The sequence below is a fragment of the Shewanella goraebulensis genome (genome assembly GCF_030252245.1).
GTDB lineage: Bacteria > Pseudomonadota > Gammaproteobacteria > Enterobacterales > Shewanellaceae > Shewanella > Shewanella goraebulensis.
On the sequence record NZ_CP126972.1, the window covers coordinates 3704459 to 3730387 of the forward strand.

Consider the following 25929-nt stretch of genomic DNA (forward strand, 5'->3'; position numbering starts at 1 on the left):
ACTATATTTATTAACAAAATATCGTTAGAAGATAGTAATGTTTCATTGTTAAATGAAAGATTCACCATATTCCATCGGTTCAAGCCCAAAGTAACTAGCAATTGACTGACCTATATCAGCAAAACTATTACGACGACCTAATGAACCTGCAGCTAAACCAGCGCCTAATGCCAACACGGGCACCCGCTCACGAGTATGCTCAGTACCTTGCCAGCTTGGATCACAACCATGATCAGCAGTGAATACAATTAAATCTTCTGGATTTAATAATGCCAACAACTCAGGTAAGCGTTGGTCAAAATACTCTAACGCTTTCGCATAACCTGCGATATCACGACGATGGCCATAATGAGAGTCAAAATCCACAAAGTTGGTGAACACGATAGTGTTATCACCTGCACGCTTCACTTGTTCAAGCGTTGCATCGAACAACTCTTCAAGTCCAGTTGCCTTAAACTTTTGTGTAATACCACTGTTGGCATAAATATCGGCAATTTTACCGATACTCACCACTTCACCACCGGCATCTTTAAGCTTATCTAGTACAGTTGGTGCTGGGGGTAATACCGCATAGTCATGACGGTTACCTGTTCTAGCGAAATCATCAGGGCCAGTACCTACAAATGGACGCGCAATAACACGACCAATATTATAAGGTTCTAACTCTTCACGAGTGATCTCACATAAACGATAAAGGTTTTCTAAGCCAAAAGTTTCTTCATGACAGGCAATTTGAAATACCGAATCAGCTGAAGTATAGAAAATAGGTTTACCAGAGCGCATATGCTCTTCACCAAGCTCTTCAAGTATTTTAGTACCTGATGCGTGACAATTACCTAAAAATTCGGTTAAACCGGCACGAGCTAAGATTTTATCAGTTAACTCTTGTGGAAATGAATTGGTTAAATCAGAAAAGTAACCCCATTCATAAAGAACAGGTACACCCGCCATTTCCCAATGGCCACTCGGGGTATCTTTACCAGAGCTGAGTTCATCTGCATGACCATAAGCACCGATAACATCTACATTATCGCCAAAAGCGTCAGCAAATTTACCTGTGCTTTCAAAACCCGCATGCCCTAAGCCAAGCTTAGCCAAGTTAGGCAGTTTCAATGGGCCTTGACGACCAATGTCTGCTTTACCTTCTGCACATGCTTGAGCAATATGACCGAATGTATCAGAACCCACATCGCCAAATTTATCAGCGTCAGTGGCTGCACCTACACCGAACGAATCCAGCATCATAATAAATGTACGTTTCATAATTTAACTCCTTATAAATCCGAAGCACGGATATAGCGATAGATTTCAGGCGTTTTTTCAGGCGCTGAATCTTCAATTTTTATCGCTTGTTGAACCGCAGCAGACGCTTCATCAAACGCCGCTTCAGATTGTGCATGCACCATAGCAATAGGTTTATCAGTAGAAACAAAGTCACCTAAAGCACACACATCAGTTAAGCCAACACTATAGTCTAGTTTGTCACCAGGTTTTCTACGCCCACCACCTAGTGTGACTACAGCTAATCCTAATTCGCGGGTGTCCATACTATGAGCATAACCTTGTTTAGAGGCATACACAGGACGGATTATTTGTGAATGAGGTAAATATTTATCATATGACTCGATAAAGTCAGTCGGCCCGCCAAGACCAGATACCATGCGGCCAAATATTTCAGCAGCTTTACCGTTATCAAGTACAGTATTTAACTTATTACGAGCATCAGTATCATTTTGGGCAATACCACCTAACACTAACATTTCGGCACATAAGCCCATCGTCACTTCATAAAGACGAGGGTTACGGTATTGACCTGTTAAGAAGTTGATAGCTTCGCGCACTTCAACCGCATTACCAGCACATGACGCCAACACTTGGTTCATGTCTGTTAATAACGCTGTTGTTTTGGTTCCAGCGCCATTGGCAACGGCTGTAATGCTGCGAGCAAGCTCTTCAGATGCTTCATAAGTTGGCATGAATGCACCGCTACCCACTTTTACATCCATAGCTAAAGCATCGAGACCAGCAGCTAGCTTTTTAGATAGAATTGACGCTGTAATAAGCGAAATAGACTCAACGGTTGCGGTGTTATCACGAATTGAGTAAAAGCGTTTATCGGCAGGGACTAAATCACCTGTTTGGCCAATAATCGCCACACCAGCTTCTTTAACAACTTTTCTGAATAACTCACTTGAGGGTTCGGTTTGGTAACCAGGAATTGCATCAAACTTATCGAGTGTGCCACCAGTATGGCCTAAACCGCGGCCAGAAATCATAGGAACATAACCGCCACACGCCGCAGCCATTGGGCCGAGCATTAAGCTAATTACATCACCAACACCACCAGTGCTGTGCTTGTCGATAATTGGACCATCTAATGACAATGAATCCCAATTAAGCACGGTACCAGAATCACGCATACCTGTAGTTAAGGCTATACGCTCATCCATGTTCATATCTTGAAAGTAAACAGCCATACCAAAAGCGGCAATTTGGCCTTCAGAGACAGTATTTTGAGTAATACCATCTACAAAAAATTGTATTTCAGCATTGCTGAGAGCTTCACCATTACGTTTTTTACGAATAATTTCTTGAGCGAGAAACATACTACTTCCTCCAATGAAACCCTTTTATTCATACTTAAAATCAAGAGTTTCACCTTAACAAGATGGCACCAAATAAATAATGCAATGTTACTTGGTGCTATCAATTAAAACCGTTAAGACGTCTAACTAAGCAAATCGACCTGCTTAGTATCCTTGTTTACCCTGAGGAGCTTCAGCAAGGTCTAGAGTATGAAGTAAGCTAGTTAATAAGCTTGATGCACCAAAACGGAAGCTAGCTGGAGAAATCCACTCTGCACCTAAAATACGCTCTGCCACGCCTAAGAACTCAGCTGTTTGTGCAGCATCGCGCACACCACCTGCAGGCTTAAAGCCAACATTACGGTTTTTCTCACTGATAACTGTCAGCATAATTTCTGCAGCTTCCAATGTCGCATTAACAGGAACTTTACCCGTTGACGTCTTAATAAAGTCAGCACCTGCATCAATCGATAACTCAGAAGCTTTACGGATTAACGCAGGATCTTTAAGCTCGCCTGATTCGATAATCACTTTTAAGATAGCTTCATCACCACACGCTTCTTTACATGCTTTAACGAGCTCAAAACCTAAAGACTCGTTACCAGCCATTAATGAACGGTATGGGAAAACCACATCAACTTCGTCTGCGCCATAAGCAACAGCAGCGCGAGTTTCTAATACTGCAATAGCAATATCGTCGTTACCATGCGGGAAGTTAGTTACTGTAGCAATTTTAATATCTTCACAATCTAGCTCGTTTAACGTTTTTCGAGCAATTGGAATAAAACGCGGGTAAATACAGATTGCAGCAGTATGGCCAGCAGCGGTATTCGCTTTGTGGCATAAATCTATGACTTTTTGATCAGTATCATCGTCGTTTAATGTGGTTAAATCCATTAAAGAGATACCAAGTTGTGCTGCTTTTTTTAAATCACTCATGTTTGCTCTCCGAAACAAAAACCTAATAAAATCTTGTTTTGGCAATGCATAAAGCTGGCAGTAGTTTAATTGTGAGGCCGGGCCTTCGAGCATTGCCAGTAAATTAATTGATAAGTTACTGAACTAAGTATTCAATCTGATAACGAGTACCACGACTTGAATCCTTGAAGACCGGAAGAGGTGAAACAATGAAGCTTGCTTCATCCATTCCGCGAAAATTCCCTTTTAGCGCGCAAATCAATCCAAACTATTTATGTCGAATAAAACTCTGTTTGGACGTTAATATTTAACTAAATACACTGTATCAAATTTTAGGATGTATTTAAGTAAATACTAACATATTTTACAATAAATTTGGAGCCACACTCTGTGTGGCTCCAAGTGCTTACAAAGTAATATTAGAACTTGTAAGTAGCTGTTAGGTAGTGAGCCCAACCAGTTGTTTCTAGACCTACGATGCCAGCACCATCTTCAAGAAGGTATACATCTTTGTAACCTTTTAGGCCGTAACCTAGTGCGTAGTTATCTGAATGCCAGTGTAGACCGAAGTATGCTGCACCACCGTTAGAGCTCATAGGTACAAACTCATCACCGTACTCGTCATCAGCACCGAACTGGTAATCAACATAACCTTGGAACGCTACGAAAGTACCGTTGTCAAAGTTGTGAACTGGTTTGAACCAGTTAGCAGAGAACTGGTAACCATTCCAGTCTTTACCGTTCATGTCGTAATGAGCGTATAAGTTCATGCCAGTTTTACCTAACCATGGAACCATTACGTCAGCACCTAAACCCCAGAATGAAGCATTTACGTCTTCACCGATTGCTCCACCACCCCAGTTAAATAGAGTAGAGAAGTAAACTTCTTGGATAGGACCAACTGAAAGGTCAAGACCTGTGATTGCATCTAAAGAGAAACGAGGTGCAAACTTCATGAACATACGGCTTTCACCGTAACCTTTATCACCTGAATCTTGAGTGAATAAGTTGAATACGTCTACGTAACCGTATAAATCAACAACACCAGCGCGGCCGCCAAATTCCATTTCTAAGTAATCGTGACCACTTTCACCACCACTTGGTAATTCGTCAAATGCGTACATTGCATTGAACTGCATCCAGCTGTAATCACCAGAACGGATATCTTCACCACGGTCAGCAGCCATAGCAGGTGCAGACATTGCAGCGATAGTTGTAGCAGCTAAAGCTAAAGTTTTAACGTTTTTCATTATCAACCCCATTGATATATTTATTTTACCACCTTCGTGGGTGGCGATTTTTATAAACGTTTGCATTGTACATAGATTGGATAAAAGCTCAATATCATTTGGTAAAAATACGAATACTTAATCCCAAAATGTGAACAATATCTCTACTTTCTACTAACAACTTAGAACATTTATGACTAATAAACTGCATTTTTTGAGTAAAGTAATATAAAAAACTGGTGGTTTAACAAAGCAAGTCATATGCCAGCCAAAAGACTAGCAAGATTAAACTTCGATTAACTTAGGTAAAAAACCTAAAAAAAAACTGCTATTACCGAGGTAATAACAGTTTTTATTTACTCAACTCAAGGTCGTCTTAGGCAATTAAATCGCTAAGAATAAACCTGCTAGAGTCGCACTCATTAAGTTAGCTAAAGAACCGGCAATAACTGCACGGATACCTAGTCTAGCTAAGTCATGACGACGGCTAGGAGCCATAGCACCTAAACCACCTAATAGAATTGCGATAGAAGATAAGTTAGCAAAACCACATAATGCGAAAGAGATAATCGCTTTGGTTCTGTCTGTCATCATCATGCCTGTTTCTGCTACTACTTGGTAACCTTCTGCAGATGCGTCAAGTAAGTAAGGAGCAAAGTTAAGATATGCTACGAATTCGTTAACAACAATCTTCTGACCGATGAAAGAACCAGCAACAAGTGCTTCGTTCCAAGGTACACCGATTAAGAATGCTAAAGGCATAAAGATGTAGCCAAGGATCAGCTCTAAAGTAATACCTTCAAGACCGAACCAACCAGTAACACCACCGATGATACCGTTGATCATTGCGATTAGACCAACGAATGCAATCAACATTGCACCTACGTTAAGGGCTAAATGCATACCAGAAGAAGCACCTGCTGCAGCTGCGTCTAATACGTTAGCTGGCTTATCAGGGTCTTCAGGAAGTTCAGACATTTCGTTCTTAGCTTCTTCAGTCTCAGGATGCATTAGTTTAGCCATCATCAGACCACCAGGAGCGGCCATGAATGATGCAGCAACTAAGTATTCAATTGGTACACCCATTTGCGCGTAACCAGCTAATACTGAACCCGCGATTGATGCTAAACCACCAACCATGATTGCGAATAATTCAGAGTTAGTCATTGTCGCGATGAAAGGACGTACAACTAAAGGAGCTTCAGTTTGACCAACGAAGATGTTAGCCGTTGCAGACATAGACTCAGTACGGCTAGTGCCTAATGCTTTTTGTAAACCACCACCGATAATACGGATGATCCACTGCATAATGCCTAAGTAGTATAGGACTGCAATTAGAGAAGAGAAGAATACGATAACTGGTAAAACGTTAACTGCGAAAATGAAACCAACTTTAAATTGGGCTAAATCGCCGAATAAAAAGTTAATACCACTTTGTGCATAACCAATAACGCTTGATACAGCATCAGAAACACCTTTTAAGATGTCTTTACCGACTGGAACATATAAAACAAAACCCGCAAAGAAAGCTTGGATAGCTAAAGCACCACCAACAGTACGAATATTAATTGCTTTTCTATTATTTGATAGTGCATAACCGATTGCTAGTATGGTAACCACACCTACTAGACTCATTAGTATATCCATTAATCATCACCCTTATTTATGTTAACGATTTGTATATTTGTTGTTAACTCACCTATTTTCCGTTAATGATTATAACTGAGGAGCAGATGAAAATCGTGGATTAGATCATACTTTTAGAGTTTAATTTCAGGATCTTATGCAACATTAACATTAATTAATAACTGTGTTTAAAAAAAAAGAATTATAGCTCAAACAGTTGGGAGGCGTTTTCATTCAAGCGTTCTAATATAAAAACAGTTGTTTTTTTCTGTAAATCTGCGATCTCTGTGATGAAGTTTGGTAAATGAAGTGGTGTGTTTCGTTTTTCTGTTGCATTAAAGGGAGTCATACTCGGTGAATCTGTTTCAATTAAGAAATGTTTAATATCTATTTCAATAATCGTTTTACGCAACTTTTTAGCATTCGGGTTCATTAGCAATCCGCCGATCCCTAATTTATAGCCTAAATCAATGTAACGCTTGGCTAGCTCAGGTCCACCATAAAAGCCATGAATAACTCCGCCTTTAGAATTAGGGTACTTTGCCAATAAACTACACAATTCCTGATGGCATTTTACCCCATGCAATATGACAGGAAGATTAAACTGATTGGCTAATTCTAATTGACCTGAAAGTAACTCTAATTGCATAGTAAAATCTGGTTTCAGCTTATCTAAACCACATTCTCCCAATGCCACAAAATAATCATTACCTTGATATTTTGATATTTTTTGTTCCAATAAGGTTAATGATTTCTCAAGATTTGTTGGGATATACCAAGGGTGGATCCCCAATGCAAAGTAGCAGTTAAATTCAGTAGCTACAGCTATTTGCTTTTGCCATTGAAGCTCATTTATCCCAGGAATAATGGCCCCAGTTATTCCTTGTTCACGCATTTTAATAAACAAATCTTTGCGGTCATGATCAAAATCAGCAAGATCAAGGTGAGCGTGAGTATCAATCATTTTCAGGCCTACTTTTATTTACGCTACTTTTAATCGAATCGACTTTTCTAGAGTTCAATAGGTTAAGTTCAGGCTCTTCTAATCGAGGCGCGCAGCTCCGTTTATTCTCAAGTGTAAAACCCATTTGGTCGCACCAACGAATATAAGCCATCCAAGTTTTTACTAGAATCTTTTTCAAGCTACATAACATAGCGCCTCCTTTAAGCTGACCATATCAAGGATAATATTGCTTATATTAGCTAAACATATGCTCAACTTCTAAAATTTAGGCAATAAAAAAGGCGGTTACCCGCCTTTAAGATTAACACTAACATCTAACTCGATTTTAGTTCTCACGAGTCTTGGCAAATTCGACGTCTGGATAACGCTCCATCGACAAATTCAGATTAACCATAGTTGGTGCGATGTAAGTTAAGTTATCACCGCCATCTAAGGCTAAATTAGCGCTACATTTACGACGGAACTCTTCTAGTTTACGCTCATCCTTACAGTAAACCCAACGCGCAGTAGATACACTAATGCCTTCATATATTGCTTCTACGTTGTATTCACTCTTAAGACGGCCAACAACCACTTCAAATTGCAGTACACCAACAGCGCCTACAATCAAATCATTGGTATCAAGCGGTCTGAAGACTTGCACAGCCCCTTCTTCAGCAAGCTGAACTAAGCCTTTCAGTAATTGCTTTTGCTTTAATGGATCTTTTAAGCGAATACGACGGAACATTTCAGGGGCGAAGTTTGGAATACCAGTAAACTTAAGCTTCTCACCTTGAGAGAAGGTATCACCAATTTGAATAGTACCGTGGTTATGTAGGCCGATAATATCGCCAGGATAGGCTTCTTCGACTTGCTCACGGTCGCCAGCAACAAAAGTTAACGCATCTGAAATACGTACATCTTTACCTGCACGAACGTGGTGCATCTTCATACCTTTTTGGTATTTACCAGATACAATGCGCATGAAAGCAACGCGGTCACGATGCTTAGGATCCATGTTGGCTTGAATTTTAAATACAAAACCACTGAACTTTTCATCTTCAGCTTGAATCTCTTTTGCTTCTGTAGCGCGAGGTTGTGGCTTAGGAGCCCACTCAGTTAACCCGTCTAGAACATGATCAACACCAAAGTTACCTAATGCCGTACCAAAATAAACAGGCGACAATTTACCACTGAGAAATGCATCTAAATCAAACTCATGAGAAGCACCAACAACAAGCTCTAATTCTTCACGTAAGATTTCAGCAAGTTCGCTACCAATAGCAACATCTAACTCAGGGTTATCAATACCTTTCACTGTGCGAACTTCTTGGATCATGTGGCCTAAACCAGATTGATACAAAACAGCTTCGTCGCGGTGAATATGGTAAATACCTTTGAAAGATTTGCCACAACCAATAGGCCAAGTAATTGGAGCACAAGCAATTTTCAGCTCATTTTCTACTTCATCCATGACTTCCATAGGATCGCGAATATCACGGTCACATTTATTCATGAAGGTCACAATTGGCGTATCTCGTAATCGAGTCACTTCCATCAACTTTCGTGTGCGGTCCTCGACACCTTTCGCTGAGTCGATAACCATCAAACAAGAATCTACCGCTGTTAGAGTACGATATGTATCTTCAGAGAAATCTTCGTGACCAGGGGTATCAAGTAAGTTGACTAAGCAATCACTATAAGGAAACTGCATGACAGAAGTCGTGATGGAAATACCACGATCTTTCTCCATTTCCATCCAGTCAGACTTAGCGTGTTGCTTAGAGCCACGGCCTTTAACGGTACCTGCAGTTTGAATAGCTTGTCCGAATAAAAGAACCTTTTCGGTAATGGTGGTCTTACCGGCATCTGGATGCGAAATAATCGCGAAGGTACGACGCTTATCGACCTCGACTGTGTGAGCTGACATGAGTTACTTTGCCCTAGCGTGATAAAAATGGCGCAAATTATAGCGTTTCCGAGGATAGTTGGCTAGGTAAAGTCTTAAAGATTGCCATAAGACGTAAATAGGTTGTGATATGTAAAACATAGAAGGTTAAAAATAAAAAAGGCTAACGATTTTGTCGTTAGCCTTATCACGTCATTTAGCTAGTCGCTATTGAGTCTTTGCCATTTCTATTTCAGCTATTTTTTGCTGAGTTTGTGCAAGCTCTATTCGCGCGTAACGATGTTCAACAAAATCATAAATATTGGTTGCTAACGTTAGACGATAATAATCAATCGCTAATTCATAATCTTGTTGCTCTACCGCTTTCTTAGCCAAGTAAAAATAGGTTTCACATAAACGCTCAGTATATTCTTTAGGCTGAGTCAAATTCTCTTTAGCCGCCTCGAAAACTTGCTCTTTAGTCAAAGTACCTAAATAGTAATCAACCAGTACAGTTGACCAAGCTTGATCGTTTAATGATTTTCTGTTCTCAACTAATGCTAATTGAGCATTTTCAACACTTCGAGGAGAGTCCACTAAATATAACCATAATGCACGATATCCATCAGATGGTTCTTTTGCTAAAAAAGCCTGCATGTCTTGTGCTGCTAGCTCATAGCGCTCACCGTAATATAAGGCGATACCACGATTTAAATAGGCATAATCATACTCAGGAGATAACTCTAAAACACCATCGAAAGACTCATAAGCACTTTCAAATTCACCTTCTTGAGTGTAATAAATCCCTAGAAAGTTATAGGCATCTGCAAGGTTCGGCTGAAGTTTAATTGCTTGATGGAAATCAATCCGAGCTAATAAACGAAGTCCTACACTGTCGTAAATCACACCACGGTCATAATGAAAACGAGCGCGTTGCTCTGCGGTCAGTTCCATTGTGCCCAAAATCTCATTGAGCTTAGCCAGAGTCACTTCTAACTTGTAGTCAGGGACACTAGGAGCCACCATCACTTTGCCTGCAGCAGCACTATCTGCACTACCAGATAAAGAAGCACAACCTGACAATAACATACTGGCACCCACACATAATGCGACAACTGTGGTACGTAATTTCTGTTCCATTTAAATACCTTATCAGGTTCTATAATTACTTTGCATCATATCAACCTATCCCCATTAGGGCTATGCAGATACTAATAATTTTTCATATACATAATATCATGACGTAAAAGGTCAAAAATTCTTAAAGCATATTTTAAAAATGTTGATTCAATGATGTGACCATCACTTTCAATAAAGGGTTCAATAATAAAGCTAACTATGCCAAGTAAAACTATTATCACAAATTATAGGAACAAAAAAGGAGACCCTAAAGTCTCCTTAATATAGTAAAGCATGTTGTCAGATATTATTCCGCAGCAGCTTCTTCTTTTGCGTTAGCTTCTTTGATAGAAAGTCTTACGCGACCTTGACGGTCAACTTCCATCACTTTAACGTCGACTTCTTGATTCATTTCAAGGTGGTCAGAAACGTTAGCAACACGCTCTTCACTGATTTGTGAAATATGAACTAAGCCATCTTTACCAGGTAAGATGTTAACAAACGCACCGAAATCAACGATACGGATAACTTTACCTTTGTAGATACGACCAACTTCAACTTCAGCTGTGATTTCTTCGATACGACGGATAGCTTCTTTCGTAGCATCGCCATTTGAAGAGGCAATCTTAACTACACCATTATCATCAAGCTCGATCGTAGTTCCAGTTTCTTCAGTAAGTGCACGAATCGTAGCACCACCTTTACCAATCACATCACGGATTTTCTCAGGATTAATCTTGATAGTCGTGATACGTGGAGCGTGGTCTGAGATATCTTCACGTGGACCAGCAATTGCTTGATCCATTACGTTTAGGATATGAACACGTGCGCCATATGCTTGCTGAAGTGCGATATCCATAATCTCTTTAGTGATACCTTCAATCTTGATATCCATCTGAAGAGCAGTAATACCGTCACGAGTACCAGCAACTTTAAAGTCCATGTCACCTAAGTGATCTTCATCACCTAAGATGTCAGAAAGAACAACAAAGTCATCGCCTTCTTTAACTAGACCCATTGCAATACCAGCAACTGAAGTCTTGATTGGTACACCCGCATCCATTAATGCTAATGAAGTACCACAAACAGAAGCCATAGAGCTTGAACCGTTTGACTCAGTAATTTCAGATACTACACGAACACTGTATGGGAATTCTTCAGCAGATGGCATAACTGCAGCCATACCACGCCAAGCTAACTTACCATGACCGATTTCGCGACGCTTAGGTGAACCTACCATACCTGTTTCACCAACAGAGTATGGAGGGAAGTTATAGTGAAGCATAAAGCGGTTAGTGCGCTCGCCCATGATGCTATCAATCTTTTGTGCATCACGTTCTGTACCTAAAGTACAAGTTACTAGTGCTTGAGTTTCACCACGAGTGAACAATGAGCTACCGTGAGTACGTGGAAGTACACCAGCTAATACATTCAATGCACGGATCATATCTGGTTCACGGCCATCGATACGTGGCTTGCCACTGATGATACGACCACGAACAACTTTTTTCTCAAGACTGCCAAGTAAACCATCAACTTCGCGAGTATCCACATCAGGGTTGTTTGCAATTAATGCTTCTTTAGCAGCAGCTTTAACAACACCAACTTGTGCATAACGATCTTGCTTAACTTCGATTTGGTAAGCAGCAGTCAGGCCTTCTTCAGCTAACTCTTTAATTTGAGCAACTAAGTCTTGATCTTGAACTGGAGCAGTCCAATCCCATGCAGGCTTGCCAGCTTCTGCTTTGAATTCTGCAATAGCTTGAACAACAACTTGTTGTTGGTCATGACCGTAAGTCACAGCGCCAAGCATGATTTCTTCAGCTAATGATTTAGCTTCTGACTCAACCATAAGTACTGCTGATTCTGTACCAGCAACAACTAAATCAAGATCACTTTCAGCAATTTGATCTACAGTTGGGTTTAATAAGTATTCACCATCAATGTAACCAACGCGAGCCGCGCCGATAGGACCATTGAATGGAAGACCTGAAATAGACAGTGCAGCTGAAGTACCAATCATTGCAACCATGTCAGGTTCAATTTGAGGATCAACAGAAACAACTGTAATGATCACTTGAACTTCGTTTTTAAAACCGTTCGGGAATAAAGGACGAATTGGACGGTCGATTAAACGAGCAATCAGTGTTTCATCTTCAGAAGGACGGCCTTCGCGCTTGAAGAAACCACCAGGGATTTTACCTGCTGCGTAGGTCTTTTCTTGGTAGTTAACTGTTAATGGGAAAAAGTCACGGCTAGGATCCGCTGCTTTTTTACCAACAACTGTTACTAATACAGTTGTGTCGCCCATGCTCGCTAGAACTGCAGCGTCTGCTTGACGTGCAATAACACCTGTTTCTAAGGTGACGGTATGTTGACCATACTCAAAACTCTTTACTATTGGATTCACTTGACCCATTCCTTAATTATTTACCTTTAAATTACGCGCATAAGTATACTGCAATTTTTTACAATAGTTAAAGCGCATCGCAATATACCACTAAAAAATAATTAAAATTAATCTTCAAAGAGCCGATATAGCGACCAAATGTGGCACTGAATAGATAACTTAACCACAGCCAGCCATATCAAACACCATTTCTGATGATGAATTTGCTCAATAGATATCAATTGTGACAGCTATATTTAATGACTTTTAATCTTATTTTGTCTAGAGTTAGGTGTTGTTGTAACTAAATAAGAATATCAAAATAAGAATATCAAAATCATAGAGTTCAAGATGTTAAATATATCATTTATGCTTAAAGCTATGATTATCCAATAAACAAATGGAATCGTTTGAATGACACAAAGGTTTAAGTCTCTGACATGGAAGCAAACTAACTTAGTTGTATTTACTGCTTTGTTTTTTGCTATTGCCATATTTATCGTCGAGATTGCACTCGTTGTTGTAACGACAAAACAGCAGCTTACCGCTTCGCAACAAGAGCTGCTCAATTCCGTAGAACAAACTGCATCTAATGCTGTATGGGCACTAGATGACAAACAAACTGAACAAACCCTCGAAGGTATTATCAAAATTGATAATATAAGCTCAGCGGTTATCACCCTTGATGACGGTAGTTTATTCGTTACAGCAAGTAATAAAGTATCAAATTTTTCAAAAAGCTATGACAATTTAAGTCATTTTTTATTTAATGATTTAAATGAAATATCACGGCCTCTGTATAGGCCATTTTATTTTGAGGGTAATAAAAAACAGCAACTCATTGGCACTTTAACCATCTTTTACAACACACAAGAGATGACCAACAACCTGTTTAATCAACTTCAATTGGGCTTTATTGCCACCCTTGCCCGTGCGTTATTGCTGACACTAGTACTTACAATCGTTTTCCACCGATTTCTTACACAACCTATAGCTAGGATCAGCGAAGCCATTGATAAAATTGATCCTGACTTACCGGACGAAAATTTGTTGCCAATGTCCACAGCTCATAAAGATGATGAGTTAGGACTGGTGACATCTAAGTTTAACCAAATTTTATTACAGTTTAGCCAAACTCAAAATAAACTCCGAAAAATGGCAACTCGCGACCCGTTAACTAGCCTGCCAAACCGAACACTTTTGCTTGAAACCCTCAATGTCACCATTCAACGAGCTAGAGTTCATAAGAGACATTTCGCACTCTTGTTTATCGACTTGGATCGCTTTAAAAATATTAATGACTCATTAGGCCATGCCATTGGTGACCAATTCCTTGCCCGAGTTGCACGAATTTTAGAAACCGTTGTTGGCGATCGTGGTAGTGTGGCGAGGCTCGGTGGAGATGAATTCGTCATTGTTGCAGACGATATTGAAACTCCTGATCAAGCTGCTGACTTTGTGGATAAACTGCAACAACAACTTAATGCTCCAGTACAACTCAATGAGCATGCTATACACCCTGCTGCCTCAATTGGTATCTCAATCTACCCAGAAGATGGCTCAGATGCAGAAGATCTGATTAGGCATGCTGATATTGCAATGTATAGTGCTAAAGCAGCAGGTTCAAACCAGTGGGCTTTCTTTAAGCAGCAAATGACTGAAAATGCAGCTGTCAGACTTAGAACTGAAGCATCGCTCCATGACGCACTAAAGCACAATGAATTTTTACTCTACTTTCAGCCTAAATTAGACCTTAAAACCAATCGTGTAATTGGCTGCGAAGCGCTTATCCGTTGGCAGAAAAATGGCGAACTTGTTCCCCCAATGTCGTTTATTCCTATCGCTGAAGAAACTGGAATTATTATTCCCATTGGTAGATGGGTTATCGAGCAAAGTTGTAAGGTGATTCGCGAATGGGAAAAGAAATATAACTACGCGATTCCTATTGCTGTTAATGTTGCCTCACAGCAATTTGCTGATGCCAGTTTAGTTTCTGATATTAAGCAAATGGCGCTTCGTTATCAGATCCGGCCTGAGTTACTAGAAATAGAAATAACCGAAACATCGTTAATGAATGATGTTGACCAAGCTATTGCAAAACTAGAACAGTTAAAAAGTGCCGGCTTTGGTATAGCTGTAGATGACTTTGGTACGGGCTACTCTTCACTATCTTATTTACGTCACTTACCGATTACCACAATGAAAATTGACCGTGGTTTTGTTTCAGATTTACCTCACGATGCTGCTATAGCATCTACCATCTTAATGCTGGGTCAACACCTTAAACTAGATATTGTCGCAGAAGGTATTGAAAATGAAGAACAACTAGAATGGCTTCAGCAGCACAATTGCCAAATAGGTCAAGGCTTCTTTTTCAGCAAGCCGTTACCACTAGAAGAATTTGAGTCAAAATACTTTGTAGAAGTGCCTGTTCAGTTAGAGCAAGTTTAAAGCTCAATTCAACTCAACCTATGAGTTGAGCAATTAAATCTAGTCATAAATTTTACCCAATAAAAAAGGAGGCATAAGCCTCCTTTTTTACGGTTTGAATTTGAACACGTTAACCATGCTCAAATTAAACGTCGATATTAACGACGTAAACCTAACTTCTGGATAAGAGCAGTATAACGAGCTACGTCTTTACGCTTTAAGTAAGCAGTAAGTTTACGACGTGCGCTAACCATACGTAATAGACCACGACGTGAATGGTGATCATGGATGTGCTCTTTGAAGTGACCTTGTAGATGGTTAATCTGCGCAGTCAATAAAGCTACTTGTACTTCAGTAGAACCAGTGTCGTTTTCGCCACGGCTATATTCAGCTACGATAGCAGCTTTTTGTTCATTACTTAGTGACATATTTATCTCCAGAAAAAATTAAATTAACTCTAGCCAATCACTAACTCAGCCAGAGGGGGCGACATTCTAACTATATTCAGTCACTATCGCAATAAAAAACACCGATCAGCTTATAAAACCTATTAACTAGTCGTTACTGTGATCAACAACCAAACGTTTCGGAGCTAATAAGCCGTCATCATTCATCACGCCAATGCCGATAAACTCGCGAGCTTCACCCAAGGTCATTCTTACTAATTCATCAGCTTTTAAACCTGATGCTTGTACTGGTTGACCTTGCATAATGAATTGCCCACTTGCCTCAGGAATATTAACCTCAGGAAAATTAGCAACTGCTGTGTCCATTGGTAATAGCAGTTCGTCGAGTACAGCAAAAGAAGTTTCATCTTCTTTATCTGTGCCTTCAGCAAGCTCTGTTAGTTGTTCAAGTGACACCATTTTCGCATACGGATAATCAGCAACTTGCGTGCGCCTTAGCATAGTGACATGTGCGCCACAACCTAGCATTTCGCCCAAGTCATCGATGATTGTGCGAATATAAGTACCTTTCGAGCAGTGAATATCAAGAGTTAAGTCATCACCTTCAAGGCTCACAAATAACAATTCAAAAACTGTTATAGGACGTGCTTCGCGAGGAACTTCGATTCCTTCACGGGCATACTTATAAAGCGGCTGACCTTGATATTTTAATGCTGAAAACATTGAAGGCACTTGCATGGTGTCACCACGAAAATGCTCTAACGAATCCTCTAGCAACTTTTGTTCAAACTTGACAGGTCTAATTTGAACAACTTCGCCGTCTGAATCACTGGTGTCAGTTCGCTCACCTAACTTGGCTGTCACCAAATAACGTTTATCAGCGTCAAGAAGATGCTGTGAGAACTTAGTCGCTTCGCCTAAACAAACAGGTAGCATACCTGTAGCTAAAGGGTCTAAAGCACCAGTATGGCCAGCTTTATTCGCATTATAAAGACGTTTGACGCGTTGCAAAGCATGGTTAGAACTGATGCCAGTACCTTTATCTAAAAGGACAATGCCATTAATAAAACGACCTTTGCGACGACGAGCCATTAATCTTTATCCTCAGGCTTTTCTTCAGAAGCGTCAGCTTCTTCAGAACCAAACTCTTCATTTCTTGCTTTATCTTGCTTAGCTTTGTCTTGTGTAATCACTTGGCTAACAAGATTAGACATGCGCATACCTTCAACAAGCGAGCTATCGTAAACAAAACGAAGCTCAGGCATTACACGTAGTTTCATGCGGCTAGCAACCAATGTTCTTACATAAGGCGCTGCAGCTGTAAGAGCTTCAATTTTTTGATCAACTAACTCTTGATCTTCTTCAAAGAAAGTCACATAAACTTTCGCAAAGCTTAAATCGCGAGAGACATCAACATCGTTTACTGTCACAAAGCCAATTCGTGGATCTTTCATATCACGCTGTAATATCATCGCTAGCTCTTGTTGGAGTTGCTGCGCGATACGGCGAGTACGACTAAATTCTTTTGCCATAACATTAATACCTTATAGCTTTATATAAATAAAAAAGGCGGCTAACGCCGCCCTTTCTGTGTTACAGCGTTCTGGCCACTTCGACCGTCTCAAAGACCTCAATCTGATCGCCAACTTTGACGTCATTGTAGTTCTTCACACCGATACCACATTCCATGCCGTTACGAACATCGTTAACGTCATCTTTGAAACGACGTAGCGATTCAAGTTCACCTTCGTAAATAACCACGTTTTCACGTAGAACACGGATAGGAGCACTACGTTTGATGGTACCTTCAGTAACCATACAACCCGCAATAGCACCAATCTTAGGCGACTTAAATACATCACGAACTTCAGCAAGACCAATGATTTGTTGCTTGAATTCAGGAGCAAGCATGCCCGTCATTGCCGCTTTAACTTCATCAATCAAGTCGTAGATAACGCTGTAGTAACGTAAATCAACACTTTCAGCTTCAATAGTCTTACGTGCTTGTGCATCAGCACGAACGTTGAAACCAACCATGATTGCATTTGATGCTGCAGCTAGTGTTGCATCAGTTTCAGTTAGTGCACCAACGCCACGAGCAATAATGCTAACTTTAACTTCGTCAGTAGACAGTTTAGTTAATGAATCACAAATTGCTTCAAGTGAACCTTGAACATCAGCTTTAAGTACAATATTAAGCTCTTGTACTTCGCCTTCAGTCATGTTGGCAAACATGTTTTCAAGTTTAGACTTCTGCTGACGTGCAAGTTTAACATCACGGAATTTACCTTGACGATAAAGTGCAACTTCACGAGCTTTACGTTCATCACGTACAACTGTCGCTTCATCACCCGCTGATGGCACACCAGAAAGACCTAAAATCTCAACTGGGATTGATGGACCCGCTTCAGTGATGCTCTTACCGTTCTCATCTTTCATCGCACGGATTTTACCGTACTCAAGACCACAAAGAACGATATCACCTTGGCGTAAAGTACCTTCTTGAACAAGAACAGTAGCAACTGGACCACGACCTTTATCCAATTTAGATTCAATAACAACACCCGCAGCCATACCTTCACGAACAGCTTGAAGCTCTAATACTTCAGCTTGTAAAAGAATGCCTTCAAGTAACTCATCAATACCAGTACCTGCTTTAGCTGAAACGTTTACGAACATATGCTCGCCGCCCCAATCTTCAGACATAACACCGTGTTGAGCTAATTCACTCTTAACGCGTTCAGGATCAGCTTCTGGCTTATCCATTTTGTTAACCGCGATGATTAACGGCACGTTACCAGCTTTAGCATGTTGAATTGCTTCAATTGTTTGTGGCATCGCGCCATCATCTGCAGCAACAACCAATACAACGATATCAGTAGCCTTAGCACCACGAGCACGCATTGACGTAAACGCCGCGTGACCAGGAGTATCTAAGAAAGTGATCATGCCATTATCAGTTTCAACGTGGTATGCACCGATGTGCTGGGTAATACCACCCGCTTCACCATCAGCAACTTTTGCACGACGAATATAATCAAGTAATGATGTCTTACCATGGTCAACGTGACCCATAATGGTAACAACTGGAGCACGGTTTTCTAGTACAACATCATCTTCATCACGATCACCAAGTACTTGATGCTCTAATTCGTTTTCACGAAGTAGTACCACTTTATGGCCCATTTCTTCAGCAACCATTTGTGCTGTTTCTTGGTCCAAAATTTGGTTAATCGTAACCATTGAGCCCATCTTCATCATTTGTTTGATGATTTCAGTAGCTTTAATAGACATACGTGAAGCCAATTCTGCAACAGAAACGGTTTCGCCGATGCGGATTTCGCCTTTTACTACTGCAACTGGTTTGTTAAAACCATGCGCCATTGATTCTGGAGCAGTGCTTTGGTTACGTGCGCCTCTAGAACGGTTATCACGACCGCCTTTGCCACCACGTTTCTTGTTAGCATTTTTGTTGCGAGTACGACGACCGCGTTTTTCTTCAGCAGCATCTGAGGTATCTTCTGCAGCACGAGCGGCTTTAGAAGTCGTGATATGGTGGTCACTGTTTTTCTCAGCTTCAATACGTTGACGCTCTTCTTCAGCCCAACGCTTTGAGTTTTCTTCAGCTAGTTTACGCGCAGTTTCTGCTGCAGCTGCTGCTTCTTCTTTTTGCTTCTTGGTTAATGCTTCTTCTTGAGCTGCTTTGATGCGATCAGCTTCTGCTTTAGCGGCTGCTGATTCAGCATCTTCAACTTTAGCAGGCTTAGCTTCGGCTTTTGCTTTCGCGTCAGCTTCTTTCTTCGCTTTAGCTTCTGCGTCGGCTTTAGCCTTAGCTTCTGCTTTAGCTTTATCTTCAACAGCTTTTGCTTCTGCTGCAGCCTTAGCTGCCGCTTCTGCTTCTTGTTGCTGTTTAGCTTGAGCTTCTGCTTCTGCTGCTAACTCACTATCATCACGCTTAACGAAAGTACGTTTTTTACGTACTTCAACTTTAACGTCTTTAGATTGTCCGCCACCTGCATTGACACTTAAAGTAGACACTGTTTTGCGTTGAAGCGTCATTTTCTGAGGCTCTTTATCCGCACCGTGTTGCTTTTTTAAGTGATCTAATAAGGTTTGTTTCTCTGTTTCAGAAACGCTATCAGCTTTACTTTTCTTAATTCCTGCTTCGGCAAACTGTTCAATCAGTCTGTCTACATTCTTGCCCACTTCTGCGGCCAATTTATCTATACTTGTATCTGCCATCAATTAAATCCCCCTGTTGATCGACTTATGCTTCTTCGCCAAACCAACAGATATTACGGGCAGCCATGATGAGCTCACCTGCTTTTTCTTCTGTCAATTCTTCAATATCGATTAAATCGTCAATACCTTGTTCTGCTAAGTCTTCTAAGGTCGACACACCTTTACTTGCAAGAACATATGCTAAATGCTTTTCTAAACCATCTAACGCTAATAAGTCAGCAGCAGGTTCTGCACCATCAAGTGCTTCTTCTGTTGCTAATGCTCTAGTCGAAATCGCCGCTTTTGCACGTTCGCGCAATGCAGCAACAATATCTTCATCAAAACCGTCAACTTCTAACAGTTCTGCTTCTGGTACATATGCAATCTCTTCTAACGAAGTAAAACCTTCTTCTGCTAGAACAGTCGCGAAATCTTCATCTACGTCTAAAGTTTCAACAAATAAGTTAACAACTTTAGCGCTTTCAGCTTGATGCTTAGCAGTAAGTTCTTCAACCGTCATTACGTTTAGTTCCCAGCCAGTTAACTGAGTGGCTAAACGAACGTTTTGACCGTTACGACCAATTGCTTGAGCTAAACTGTCAGCTTCTACTGCGATATCCATAGAGTGGTTGTCTTCATCAACGATGATAGAAGCAACATCAGCAGGAGCCATTGCATTAATCACGTACTGTGCTGGATTATCATCCCACATTACGATATCAACACGCTCACCACTTAACTCGTTAGATACAGCTTGTACACGTGCACCACGCATACCAACACAAGCACCGATTGGATCAATTCGCTTATCGTTTGTTTTCACAGCGATTTTAGCGCGAGCGCCTGGATCACGAGCTGCGCCCATGATTTCAATCATTTCATCTAAAATTTCAGGTACTTCTACTCTGAATAATTCGATGATCATCTCTGGCTTGCTACGAGTTAAAAATAACTGTGCGCCTTTTGCTTCAGGACGTACGGCATAAAGTAATGCACGAACACGATCGCCAGGGCGGAAAGATTCACGGCTAATGATGTCTTCTTTGTAGATAACACCATCTGCATTGTTACCTAAATCAACGACAACACTTTCGCGAGTGCTCTTCTTGACAACACCAGTAACAATCTCACCTTCACGTTCGATGAACTGTTCTACGATTTGAGCACGTTCAGCTTCACGTACTTTTTGTACGATAACTTGCTTAGCTGTTTGCGTCGTAATACGGTCAAAAACAACTGAATCAATTTCATCTTCAATGAACTCACCAGGTTGAATCTCTGGGTTTTCAAATTGAGCAGCTTCAAGCGTAATTTCGCTATAAGGATTTTCTAAAGCTTCGCCTTTATCATCGACAACCATCCAACGACGGAATGTGTCGTAGTGGCCTGTTTTACGGTCGATAGCTACGCGAACTTCAATTTCGCCTTCGTATTTTTTCTTAGTTGCTGTGGCTAGAGCAATTTCTAGCGCTTCGAATATTTTTTCGCGTGGGACGGCTTTTTCATTTGATACCGCCTCTGCGACTAGCAGAATCTCTTTATTCATTGTGTTGCCTCGTTCACCTTGAAACTATCAAAACTTTGCAATAACGTTGCCTTTACGGACATTATCTAAAGCCACAATCAAATCTTCACCATCTACAGTTATCGTTAGCATTTGCCCTTCGATAGCAGTGATAGCACCTTTTAAATTACGACTACCTGCAACAGGCATCGTTAACTGTACTTTTGCATCTTCGCCGATATAAGCAGCGTATTGCTCAGCCGTAAATAATGGTCTATCTACACCTGGCGATGAAACTTCTAGTGTGTATTCTGTCGAGATTGGGTCTTCAACATCTAGAACAGCACTAACTTGGCGGCTGGCTTCAGCACAATCTTCAATATTGATCCCACTTTCACCATCAATAAATACACGTAATATTGAATGACGCCCTGCATGGACAAACTCAATACCCCAAAGTTGAAAACCTAACGCTTCAACAGGTACTGTCAGCATTTCTGTCAGTTTAGTTTCTAATGTTGCCAAAAATGACCCCCAAAAACGAAAAAAAGGGCAAATAGCCCTCGAAAAGTCCGTAAAATCACGGAGTTACTAAGCTCCATATAACAGAAAACCCCGTAATAACGAGGTCTTAAATATAGAACCTTTTAATTGAATTTACATTGCAGCACTGCAAATAAGTAAAAACAATAAGCTGGTTGCGGGGGCCGGATTTGAACCGACGACCTTCGGGTTATGAGCCCGACGAGCTACCAAACTGCTCCACCCCGCGACAACTTGCGCAATTATATTAACTTACGTCTTTGCTTGCAATAATTAATCAATTTAACTTTAAAATGATTAATTAAATTTAGTGGTGCGGATGGTGGGACTTGAACCCACACGACCTAAGTCACCAACCCCTCAAGCTGGCGCGTCTACCAATTCCGCCACATCCGCTTACTACTAAATTTTTACCAGTCGTTATCATATTTAATTGAGGAAATTAAGATAACTCAATGACTGTGGTCTTACTTTATTTGCTTCTATTAAAGAGGCAAATTAATCAGGGATTTTAGTCTCTGATGTTTCAGCCTGAGTAGGAGCTTGTTCAACTTGCTCTACTGCAGAACCTAAATCGTTCCAAGCATCATCTTTTTTAGAATGGTTTGCACTTAAGTTACCTAAAGTAAGACTTAAAGCAAAAAAAGCAATTGCTAAAACAGCTGTGCTTCGGGTCAGGAAATTACCTGCACCGTCTGAACCGAATAGCGTCCCTGATGCGCCAGCACCAAATGAAGACCCCATGTCAGCCCCTTTACCTTGTTGAATCAAAATCAGTCCAACAAGACCAATTGCTACAACCAAGTAAACTACAATTAAAACTTCATACATAATATTAAGCGCTCATCGCAATGGAACATAAACTTAAAAACTCGCTAGAGTTTAAGCTAGCTCCGCCAATCAATCCACCATCGACATCTGGTTGGGCAAATATATCTGCAGCATTTGATGGAGTAACACTACCACCATAAAGAATGCGAATATTTTCTCCAATAAATGGAGACACTTCAGAGAGTCTATTACGAATAAACGCATGAACTTCTTGCGCTTGCTCTGGAGTTGCACTTTTACCAGTACCTACAGCCCATAAAGGCTCGTAAGCGATAATGGCATTATCAAAAGCCATGGTGCCATTCTTTTCGATCACAATGTCTAACTCTTCAGCAATCACTTCAAAAGTTCGTCTTGCTTCACGAGCTGGACCTGATTCTCCAACACAAAGAATCGGCGTCAAACCATGTTTTTGTGCTGCAGCGAATTTCTCTGCAACGATATTACTTGTTTCGCCGTACATACGACGACGCTCGGAATGGCCGATAATGACATATCGACATCCTGAATCTTTTAGCATTTTACCGGAAATTTCACCAGTATAGGCACCAAAGTCATGTTGACTGAGGTTCTGTGCGCCCATTCTTACAAGCGCACCATCTAAGGTTTGCTTATTTGCTTCAAGTAGCTGTCTAACACTTTCAAGATAAATTGAAGGTGGACATAAAACTACTTCTGCAGAATCATTTTGGAGCTTAGTAGCAAACTTGCTGAATAACTCTTGCGCTAAAGGCGCATTGCCATTCATTTTCCAGTTGCCAGCTACCATAGGACGTCTGAGTGCCATTACTGTCTCCTTTGAAAGCGGCGTGAATAATAACGAACCGCCAAACAAGTTACAATAGCTAAGTCAGGAATATTTGTCATAACATGACAGAATGTTGTTTTTTTACTCTCTGACTTTAGATATTAATAAATAACCAAATATTAAATAAAACTGTTGTTGATTGTATATTCAACTTTGCGACAAACCTACCTTTTTAACCACATCAGCGATTTGGTTTGCAAAGGTTGTGACAAGGTCAATATCTTGCCCTTCCACCATCACTCTAATCAATGGCTCAGTACCTGATTTTCTTAATAAAACCCGACCTGTTTTACCGAGCTTTATTTCAACCTGGTCTTTTATCGTTTGAACAGCTACCGACTCAAGTGGGTTTAACTCACCTTCAAAACGAACATTAACCAAAATTTGCGGTAACATTTTTAATGGTGCAACTAACACGTCAAGTTCAGTCTGTTGATTTTGCATTGCAGCGAGCACCAATATAGCTGCAACAATACCATCACCTGTTGTGCCGTGATCAAGATTTAAAATGTGCCCTGAATTTTCACCGCCAATCCGCCAATCATTTTGACGCATTAACTCCATTACATAACGGTCGCCAACATTAGAACGCATGAAAGGTACATTAAGTTTTGTTAAAGCCAGCTCTAAACCAAGATTTGACATCAAAGTGCCCACTACACCGCCTTTAAGCTCATCATTCTTTATGGCATTGCACGCTAGAATATATAAAATTTGGTCGCCATCGATGACATGCCCATACTTATCGACCATCATAATACGGTCGCCATCACCATCTAATGCAATGCCCGCATCAGCTTGATGCTTAATGACTTCGGCACAAATAGCATCCATTGATGTTGCACCGACATCTTCATTGATATTAAGACCATTGGGTTTATCACCAATAGTAATTACCTCAGCTCCTAGCTCTTTAAAAACACTCGGTGCAATATGATAGGTAGCCCCATGGGCACAATCGACAACCAATTTCATGCCATTAAGTGTTAATTCAGCAGGAAAATGCCCTTTACAATATTCAATATAACGACCCGCAGCATCGTCGATTCGTGCAGCCTTACCAAGTAAATGGGACTCAACACAAATAAGTGGTTTGGCAAGCTCATTTTCAATCTCGAGCTCCAACTCATCATCAAGTTTACTGCCGTCTGCAGAAAAGAATTTAATGCCGTTATCGTAATAAGGGTTGTGGGATGCGCTAATGACAATACCCGCTTCGGCTCTAAAGGTACGAGTGAGATAAGCAATGGCAGGGGTTGGCATAGGACCGACTAATAAAACATCCAGCCCTGCAGCAGACAAGCCCGCCTCCAAAGCTGATTCAAATAGATATCCTGAAATACGAGTGTCTTTACCAATGATCACTTTTCTAGTACCACTTCGCGATAGTACTCGACCAGCGGCCCAACCTAACTTCAAAGCCAGTTCAGGCGTCATGACCCCTGCACCGACTTTGCCTCGAATGCCATCGGTGCCAAAAAGGGTTCGGTGTTGCAAGTTTTGTTTCTGCATTAGTACCTCACATTAAGTGAATTCACACTAACTCAATCAGCCAAACTAACAAATTACTAAATTTTACTGATGTAAACTCGCCATTGTTGCCGACATGACCGTTAATGCATCAACGGTTTCTTTTACATCATGCACTCGTAAAATCTGTGCTCCTTGCTGGGCGGCAATCATTGCGCCAGCAAGACTACCAGCGAGCCGTTCATCTACACTTCGCTGCAGTAAATCGCCAATCATGCTCTTTCTAGAAAGCCCTACTAAAACGGGTAGATGTAGGCTATGAAGTTCTGGCAACTTAGCCAATAACTCATAGTTATGCTCTAAGGTTTTGCCAAAGCCAAAGCCAGGATCAAGGATGATGTTTTCTCGCGGCATACCTGCAGCAACGCAGTAATCGAGACGTAAAGATAAAAACTCACTCACCTGGTCCATCACATTTTCATACTCTGGTGAATCTTGCATATCTTTTGGCTGACCTTGCATGTGCATTAAGCAAACTGGGACATCTAGACTCGTCGCCATAGCGACTGCGCCTGGCTCTTGTAATGCACGTACATCATTAATGATATGAGCCCCCGCAGCGACAGCTTTTTCCATCACTTCAGGTTTGCTGGTGTCAATTGAAATCCACACATCGTGATTCTTAGCGACATATTCAATGACAGGAATGACTCTTGATAATTCTTGGTCAACGGATACAGTATCGGCGCCAGGCCTAGTCGACTCTCCACCGATATCAACAATTAACGCGCCTTCAGCTATGACTTTATCTGCATGTTCACAGGCTTGTTTAACCGTCGCATGTTGACCGCCATCAGAAAAAGAATCAGGAGTTACATTGATAATTGCCATCACAACAGGACTAGTTAGCGACAATATTTTATCGCCAGACTTAATTTCAAACACACAACCTCACTTAAATAGAACTTATAAAAAGTATCTTTATAGAAATATGACTTAAATATGACACTAGTACAAC

Annotated in this window: 20 protein-coding genes and 2 tRNA genes; 1 reads left to right on the forward strand and 21 read right to left on the reverse strand. The window is 40.8% G+C overall.

All coding sequences use genetic code 11. From position 1 onward, the window contains the following. Nucleotides 1-48: 48 nt before the first annotated feature. The 9 genes from QPX86_RS15705 to pnp all read right to left on the reverse strand — a co-directional run bounded on the left by QPX86_RS15705 (nucleotide 49) and on the right by pnp (nucleotide 12718). Entirely contained in the window at nucleotides 49-1263 is a 1215-nt protein-coding gene (locus QPX86_RS15705; RefSeq protein WP_285163164.1) for a phosphopentomutase, read from the reverse strand. Nucleotides 1264-1274: 11 nt separating this feature from the next. Then, on the reverse strand, nucleotides 1275-2606 hold the full coding sequence (gene deoA, locus QPX86_RS15710; protein ID WP_285163165.1) for a thymidine phosphorylase: 1332 nt from the start codon (nucleotides 2604-2606) through the stop codon (nucleotides 1275-1277). 144 nt (nucleotides 2607-2750) lie between these two features. Continuing rightward, on the reverse strand, nucleotides 2751-3524 hold the full coding sequence (gene deoC / locus QPX86_RS15715; RefSeq protein ID WP_285163166.1) for a deoxyribose-phosphate aldolase: 774 nt from the start codon (nucleotides 3522-3524) through the stop codon (nucleotides 2751-2753). A gap of 398 nt (nucleotides 3525-3922) precedes the next feature. Then, the gene (locus tag QPX86_RS15720; RefSeq protein ID WP_119968458.1) at nucleotides 3923-4753 is read right to left on the reverse strand and encodes a nucleoside-specific channel-forming Tsx family protein; all 831 of its coding nucleotides are present in this window, start codon (nucleotides 4751-4753) and stop codon (nucleotides 3923-3925) included. A gap of 363 nt (nucleotides 4754-5116) precedes the next feature. Next, nucleotides 5117-6379: a NupC/NupG family nucleoside CNT transporter gene (locus QPX86_RS15725; RefSeq protein ID WP_220752907.1), complete on the reverse strand. Its 1263-nt coding sequence runs from the start codon at nucleotides 6377-6379 to the stop codon at nucleotides 5117-5119. Nucleotides 6380-6560: 181 nt separating this feature from the next. Further along, nucleotides 6561-7322: a TatD family hydrolase gene (locus QPX86_RS15730; protein ID WP_220752909.1), complete on the reverse strand. Its 762-nt coding sequence runs from the start codon at nucleotides 7320-7322 to the stop codon at nucleotides 6561-6563. A 325-nt stretch (nucleotides 7323-7647) separates the two neighbouring features. Then, entirely contained in the window at nucleotides 7648-9231 is a 1584-nt protein-coding gene (gene prfC / locus QPX86_RS15735; protein WP_220752917.1) for a peptide chain release factor 3, read from the reverse strand. Between the two features lie 186 nt (nucleotides 9232-9417). Further along, nucleotides 9418-10329, reverse strand: a complete 912-nt coding sequence (gene nlpI, locus QPX86_RS15740; RefSeq protein WP_285163167.1) for a lipoprotein NlpI — start codon at nucleotides 10327-10329, stop codon at nucleotides 9418-9420. Nucleotides 10330-10615: 286 nt separating this feature from the next. Then, entirely contained in the window at nucleotides 10616-12718 is a 2103-nt protein-coding gene (gene pnp / locus QPX86_RS15745; protein ID WP_220752921.1) for a polyribonucleotide nucleotidyltransferase, read from the reverse strand. Nucleotides 12719-13111: 393 nt separating this feature from the next. Here pnp and QPX86_RS15750 point away from each other — a divergent pair, with 393 nt between their 5' ends. Beyond that, on the forward strand, nucleotides 13112-15148 hold the full coding sequence (locus tag QPX86_RS15750) for a putative bifunctional diguanylate cyclase/phosphodiesterase (protein ID WP_220752923.1): 2037 nt from the start codon (nucleotides 13112-13114) through the stop codon (nucleotides 15146-15148). 137 nt (nucleotides 15149-15285) lie between these two features. Here QPX86_RS15750 and rpsO read toward each other — a convergent pair whose 3' ends face one another. The 12 genes from rpsO to folP form a co-directional block, all read right to left on the reverse strand. Then, entirely contained in the window at nucleotides 15286-15555 is a 270-nt protein-coding gene (gene rpsO, locus QPX86_RS15755) for a 30S ribosomal protein S15 (protein WP_055023715.1), read from the reverse strand. A gap of 126 nt (nucleotides 15556-15681) precedes the next feature. Continuing rightward, complete coding sequence (gene truB / locus QPX86_RS15760; protein ID WP_220752924.1) at nucleotides 15682-16626, reverse strand: tRNA pseudouridine(55) synthase TruB; 945 nt, start codon at nucleotides 16624-16626, stop codon at nucleotides 15682-15684. Continuing rightward, complete coding sequence (rbfA, locus tag QPX86_RS15765; protein WP_285163168.1) at nucleotides 16626-17066, reverse strand: 30S ribosome-binding factor RbfA; 441 nt, start codon at nucleotides 17064-17066, stop codon at nucleotides 16626-16628. The genes truB and rbfA overlap by 1 nt, the downstream gene beginning before the upstream one ends. A 61-nt stretch (nucleotides 17067-17127) precedes the next feature. Beyond that, nucleotides 17128-19776 (reverse strand): translation initiation factor IF-2, encoded by a 2649-nt coding sequence (gene infB / locus QPX86_RS15770; RefSeq protein ID WP_220751716.1) that lies wholly within the window; start codon nucleotides 19774-19776, stop codon nucleotides 17128-17130. 25 nt (nucleotides 19777-19801) lie between these two features. Further along, nucleotides 19802-21301: a transcription termination factor NusA gene (gene nusA, locus QPX86_RS15775; protein WP_220751718.1), complete on the reverse strand. Its 1500-nt coding sequence runs from the start codon at nucleotides 21299-21301 to the stop codon at nucleotides 19802-19804. A gap of 27 nt (nucleotides 21302-21328) precedes the next feature. Then, nucleotides 21329-21784: a ribosome maturation factor RimP gene (rimP, locus tag QPX86_RS15780; protein WP_153915166.1), complete on the reverse strand. Its 456-nt coding sequence runs from the start codon at nucleotides 21782-21784 to the stop codon at nucleotides 21329-21331. 170 nt (nucleotides 21785-21954) lie between these two features. Continuing rightward, a tRNA-Met gene (locus tag QPX86_RS15785) sits at nucleotides 21955-22031 on the reverse strand. Between the two features lie 82 nt (nucleotides 22032-22113). Continuing rightward, a tRNA-Leu gene (locus QPX86_RS15790) sits at nucleotides 22114-22198 on the reverse strand. A 102-nt stretch (nucleotides 22199-22300) separates the two neighbouring features. After that, complete coding sequence (secG, locus tag QPX86_RS15795; RefSeq protein WP_220751720.1) at nucleotides 22301-22633, reverse strand: preprotein translocase subunit SecG; 333 nt, start codon at nucleotides 22631-22633, stop codon at nucleotides 22301-22303. Nucleotides 22634-22637: 4 nt separating this feature from the next. Further along, complete coding sequence (gene tpiA / locus QPX86_RS15800) at nucleotides 22638-23420, reverse strand: triose-phosphate isomerase (protein ID WP_220751722.1); 783 nt, start codon at nucleotides 23418-23420, stop codon at nucleotides 22638-22640. Nucleotides 23421-23588: 168 nt separating this feature from the next. After that, on the reverse strand, nucleotides 23589-24953 hold the full coding sequence (glmM, locus tag QPX86_RS15805) for a phosphoglucosamine mutase (protein ID WP_374758467.1): 1365 nt from the start codon (nucleotides 24951-24953) through the stop codon (nucleotides 23589-23591). Nucleotides 24954-25016: 63 nt separating this feature from the next. Further along, a complete protein-coding gene (gene folP, locus QPX86_RS15810; RefSeq protein WP_285163169.1) occupies nucleotides 25017-25856 on the reverse strand; it encodes a dihydropteroate synthase in 840 nt (279 codons plus the stop codon). Nucleotides 25857-25929: the final 73 nt, after the last annotated feature.

Excerpts from the sequence above, each read along its gene's own strand:
- QPX86_RS15720 (WP_119968458.1), bottom strand. The coding sequence starts at position 4,753 with ATGAAAAACGTTAAAACTTTAGCTTTAGCTGCTACAACTATCGCTGCA.
- deoC (WP_285163166.1), bottom strand. The coding sequence starts at position 3,524 with ATGAGTGATTTAAAAAAAGCAGCACAACTTGGTATCTCTTTAATGGAT.
- tpiA (WP_220751722.1), bottom strand. The coding sequence starts at position 23,420 with ATGGCACTCAGACGTCCTATGGTAGCTGGCAACTGGAAAATGAATGGC.
- nlpI (WP_285163167.1), bottom strand. The coding sequence starts at position 10,329 with ATGGAACAGAAATTACGTACCACAGTTGTCGCATTATGTGTGGGTGCC.
- prfC (WP_220752917.1), bottom strand. The coding sequence starts at position 9,231 with ATGTCAGCTCACACAGTCGAGGTCGATAAGCGTCGTACCTTCGCGATT.
- glmM (WP_374758467.1), bottom strand. The coding sequence starts at position 24,953 with ATGCAGAAACAAAACTTGCAACACCGAACCCTTTTTGGCACCGATGGC.
- infB (WP_220751716.1), bottom strand. The coding sequence starts at position 19,776 with ATGGCAGATACAAGTATAGATAAATTGGCCGCAGAAGTGGGCAAGAAT.
- secG (WP_220751720.1), bottom strand. The coding sequence starts at position 22,633 with ATGTATGAAGTTTTAATTGTAGTTTACTTGGTTGTAGCAATTGGTCTT.
- QPX86_RS15730 (WP_220752909.1), bottom strand. The coding sequence starts at position 7,322 with ATGATTGATACTCACGCTCACCTTGATCTTGCTGATTTTGATCATGAC.
- deoA (WP_285163165.1), bottom strand. The coding sequence starts at position 2,606 with ATGTTTCTCGCTCAAGAAATTATTCGTAAAAAACGTAATGGTGAAGCT.
- truB (WP_220752924.1), bottom strand. The coding sequence starts at position 16,626 with ATGGCTCGTCGTCGCAAAGGTCGTTTTATTAATGGCATTGTCCTTTTA.
- QPX86_RS15725 (WP_220752907.1), bottom strand. The coding sequence starts at position 6,379 with ATGGATATACTAATGAGTCTAGTAGGTGTGGTTACCATACTAGCAATC.
- nusA (WP_220751718.1), bottom strand. The coding sequence starts at position 21,301 with ATGAATAAAGAGATTCTGCTAGTCGCAGAGGCGGTATCAAATGAAAAA.
- rpsO (WP_055023715.1), bottom strand. The coding sequence starts at position 15,555 with ATGTCACTAAGTAATGAACAAAAAGCTGCTATCGTAGCTGAATATAGC.
- rbfA (WP_285163168.1), bottom strand. The coding sequence starts at position 17,066 with ATGGCAAAAGAATTTAGTCGTACTCGCCGTATCGCGCAGCAACTCCAA.
- QPX86_RS15750 (WP_220752923.1), top strand. The coding sequence starts at position 13,112 with ATGACACAAAGGTTTAAGTCTCTGACATGGAAGCAAACTAACTTAGTT.
- QPX86_RS15705 (WP_285163164.1), bottom strand. The coding sequence starts at position 1,263 with ATGAAACGTACATTTATTATGATGCTGGATTCGTTCGGTGTAGGTGCA.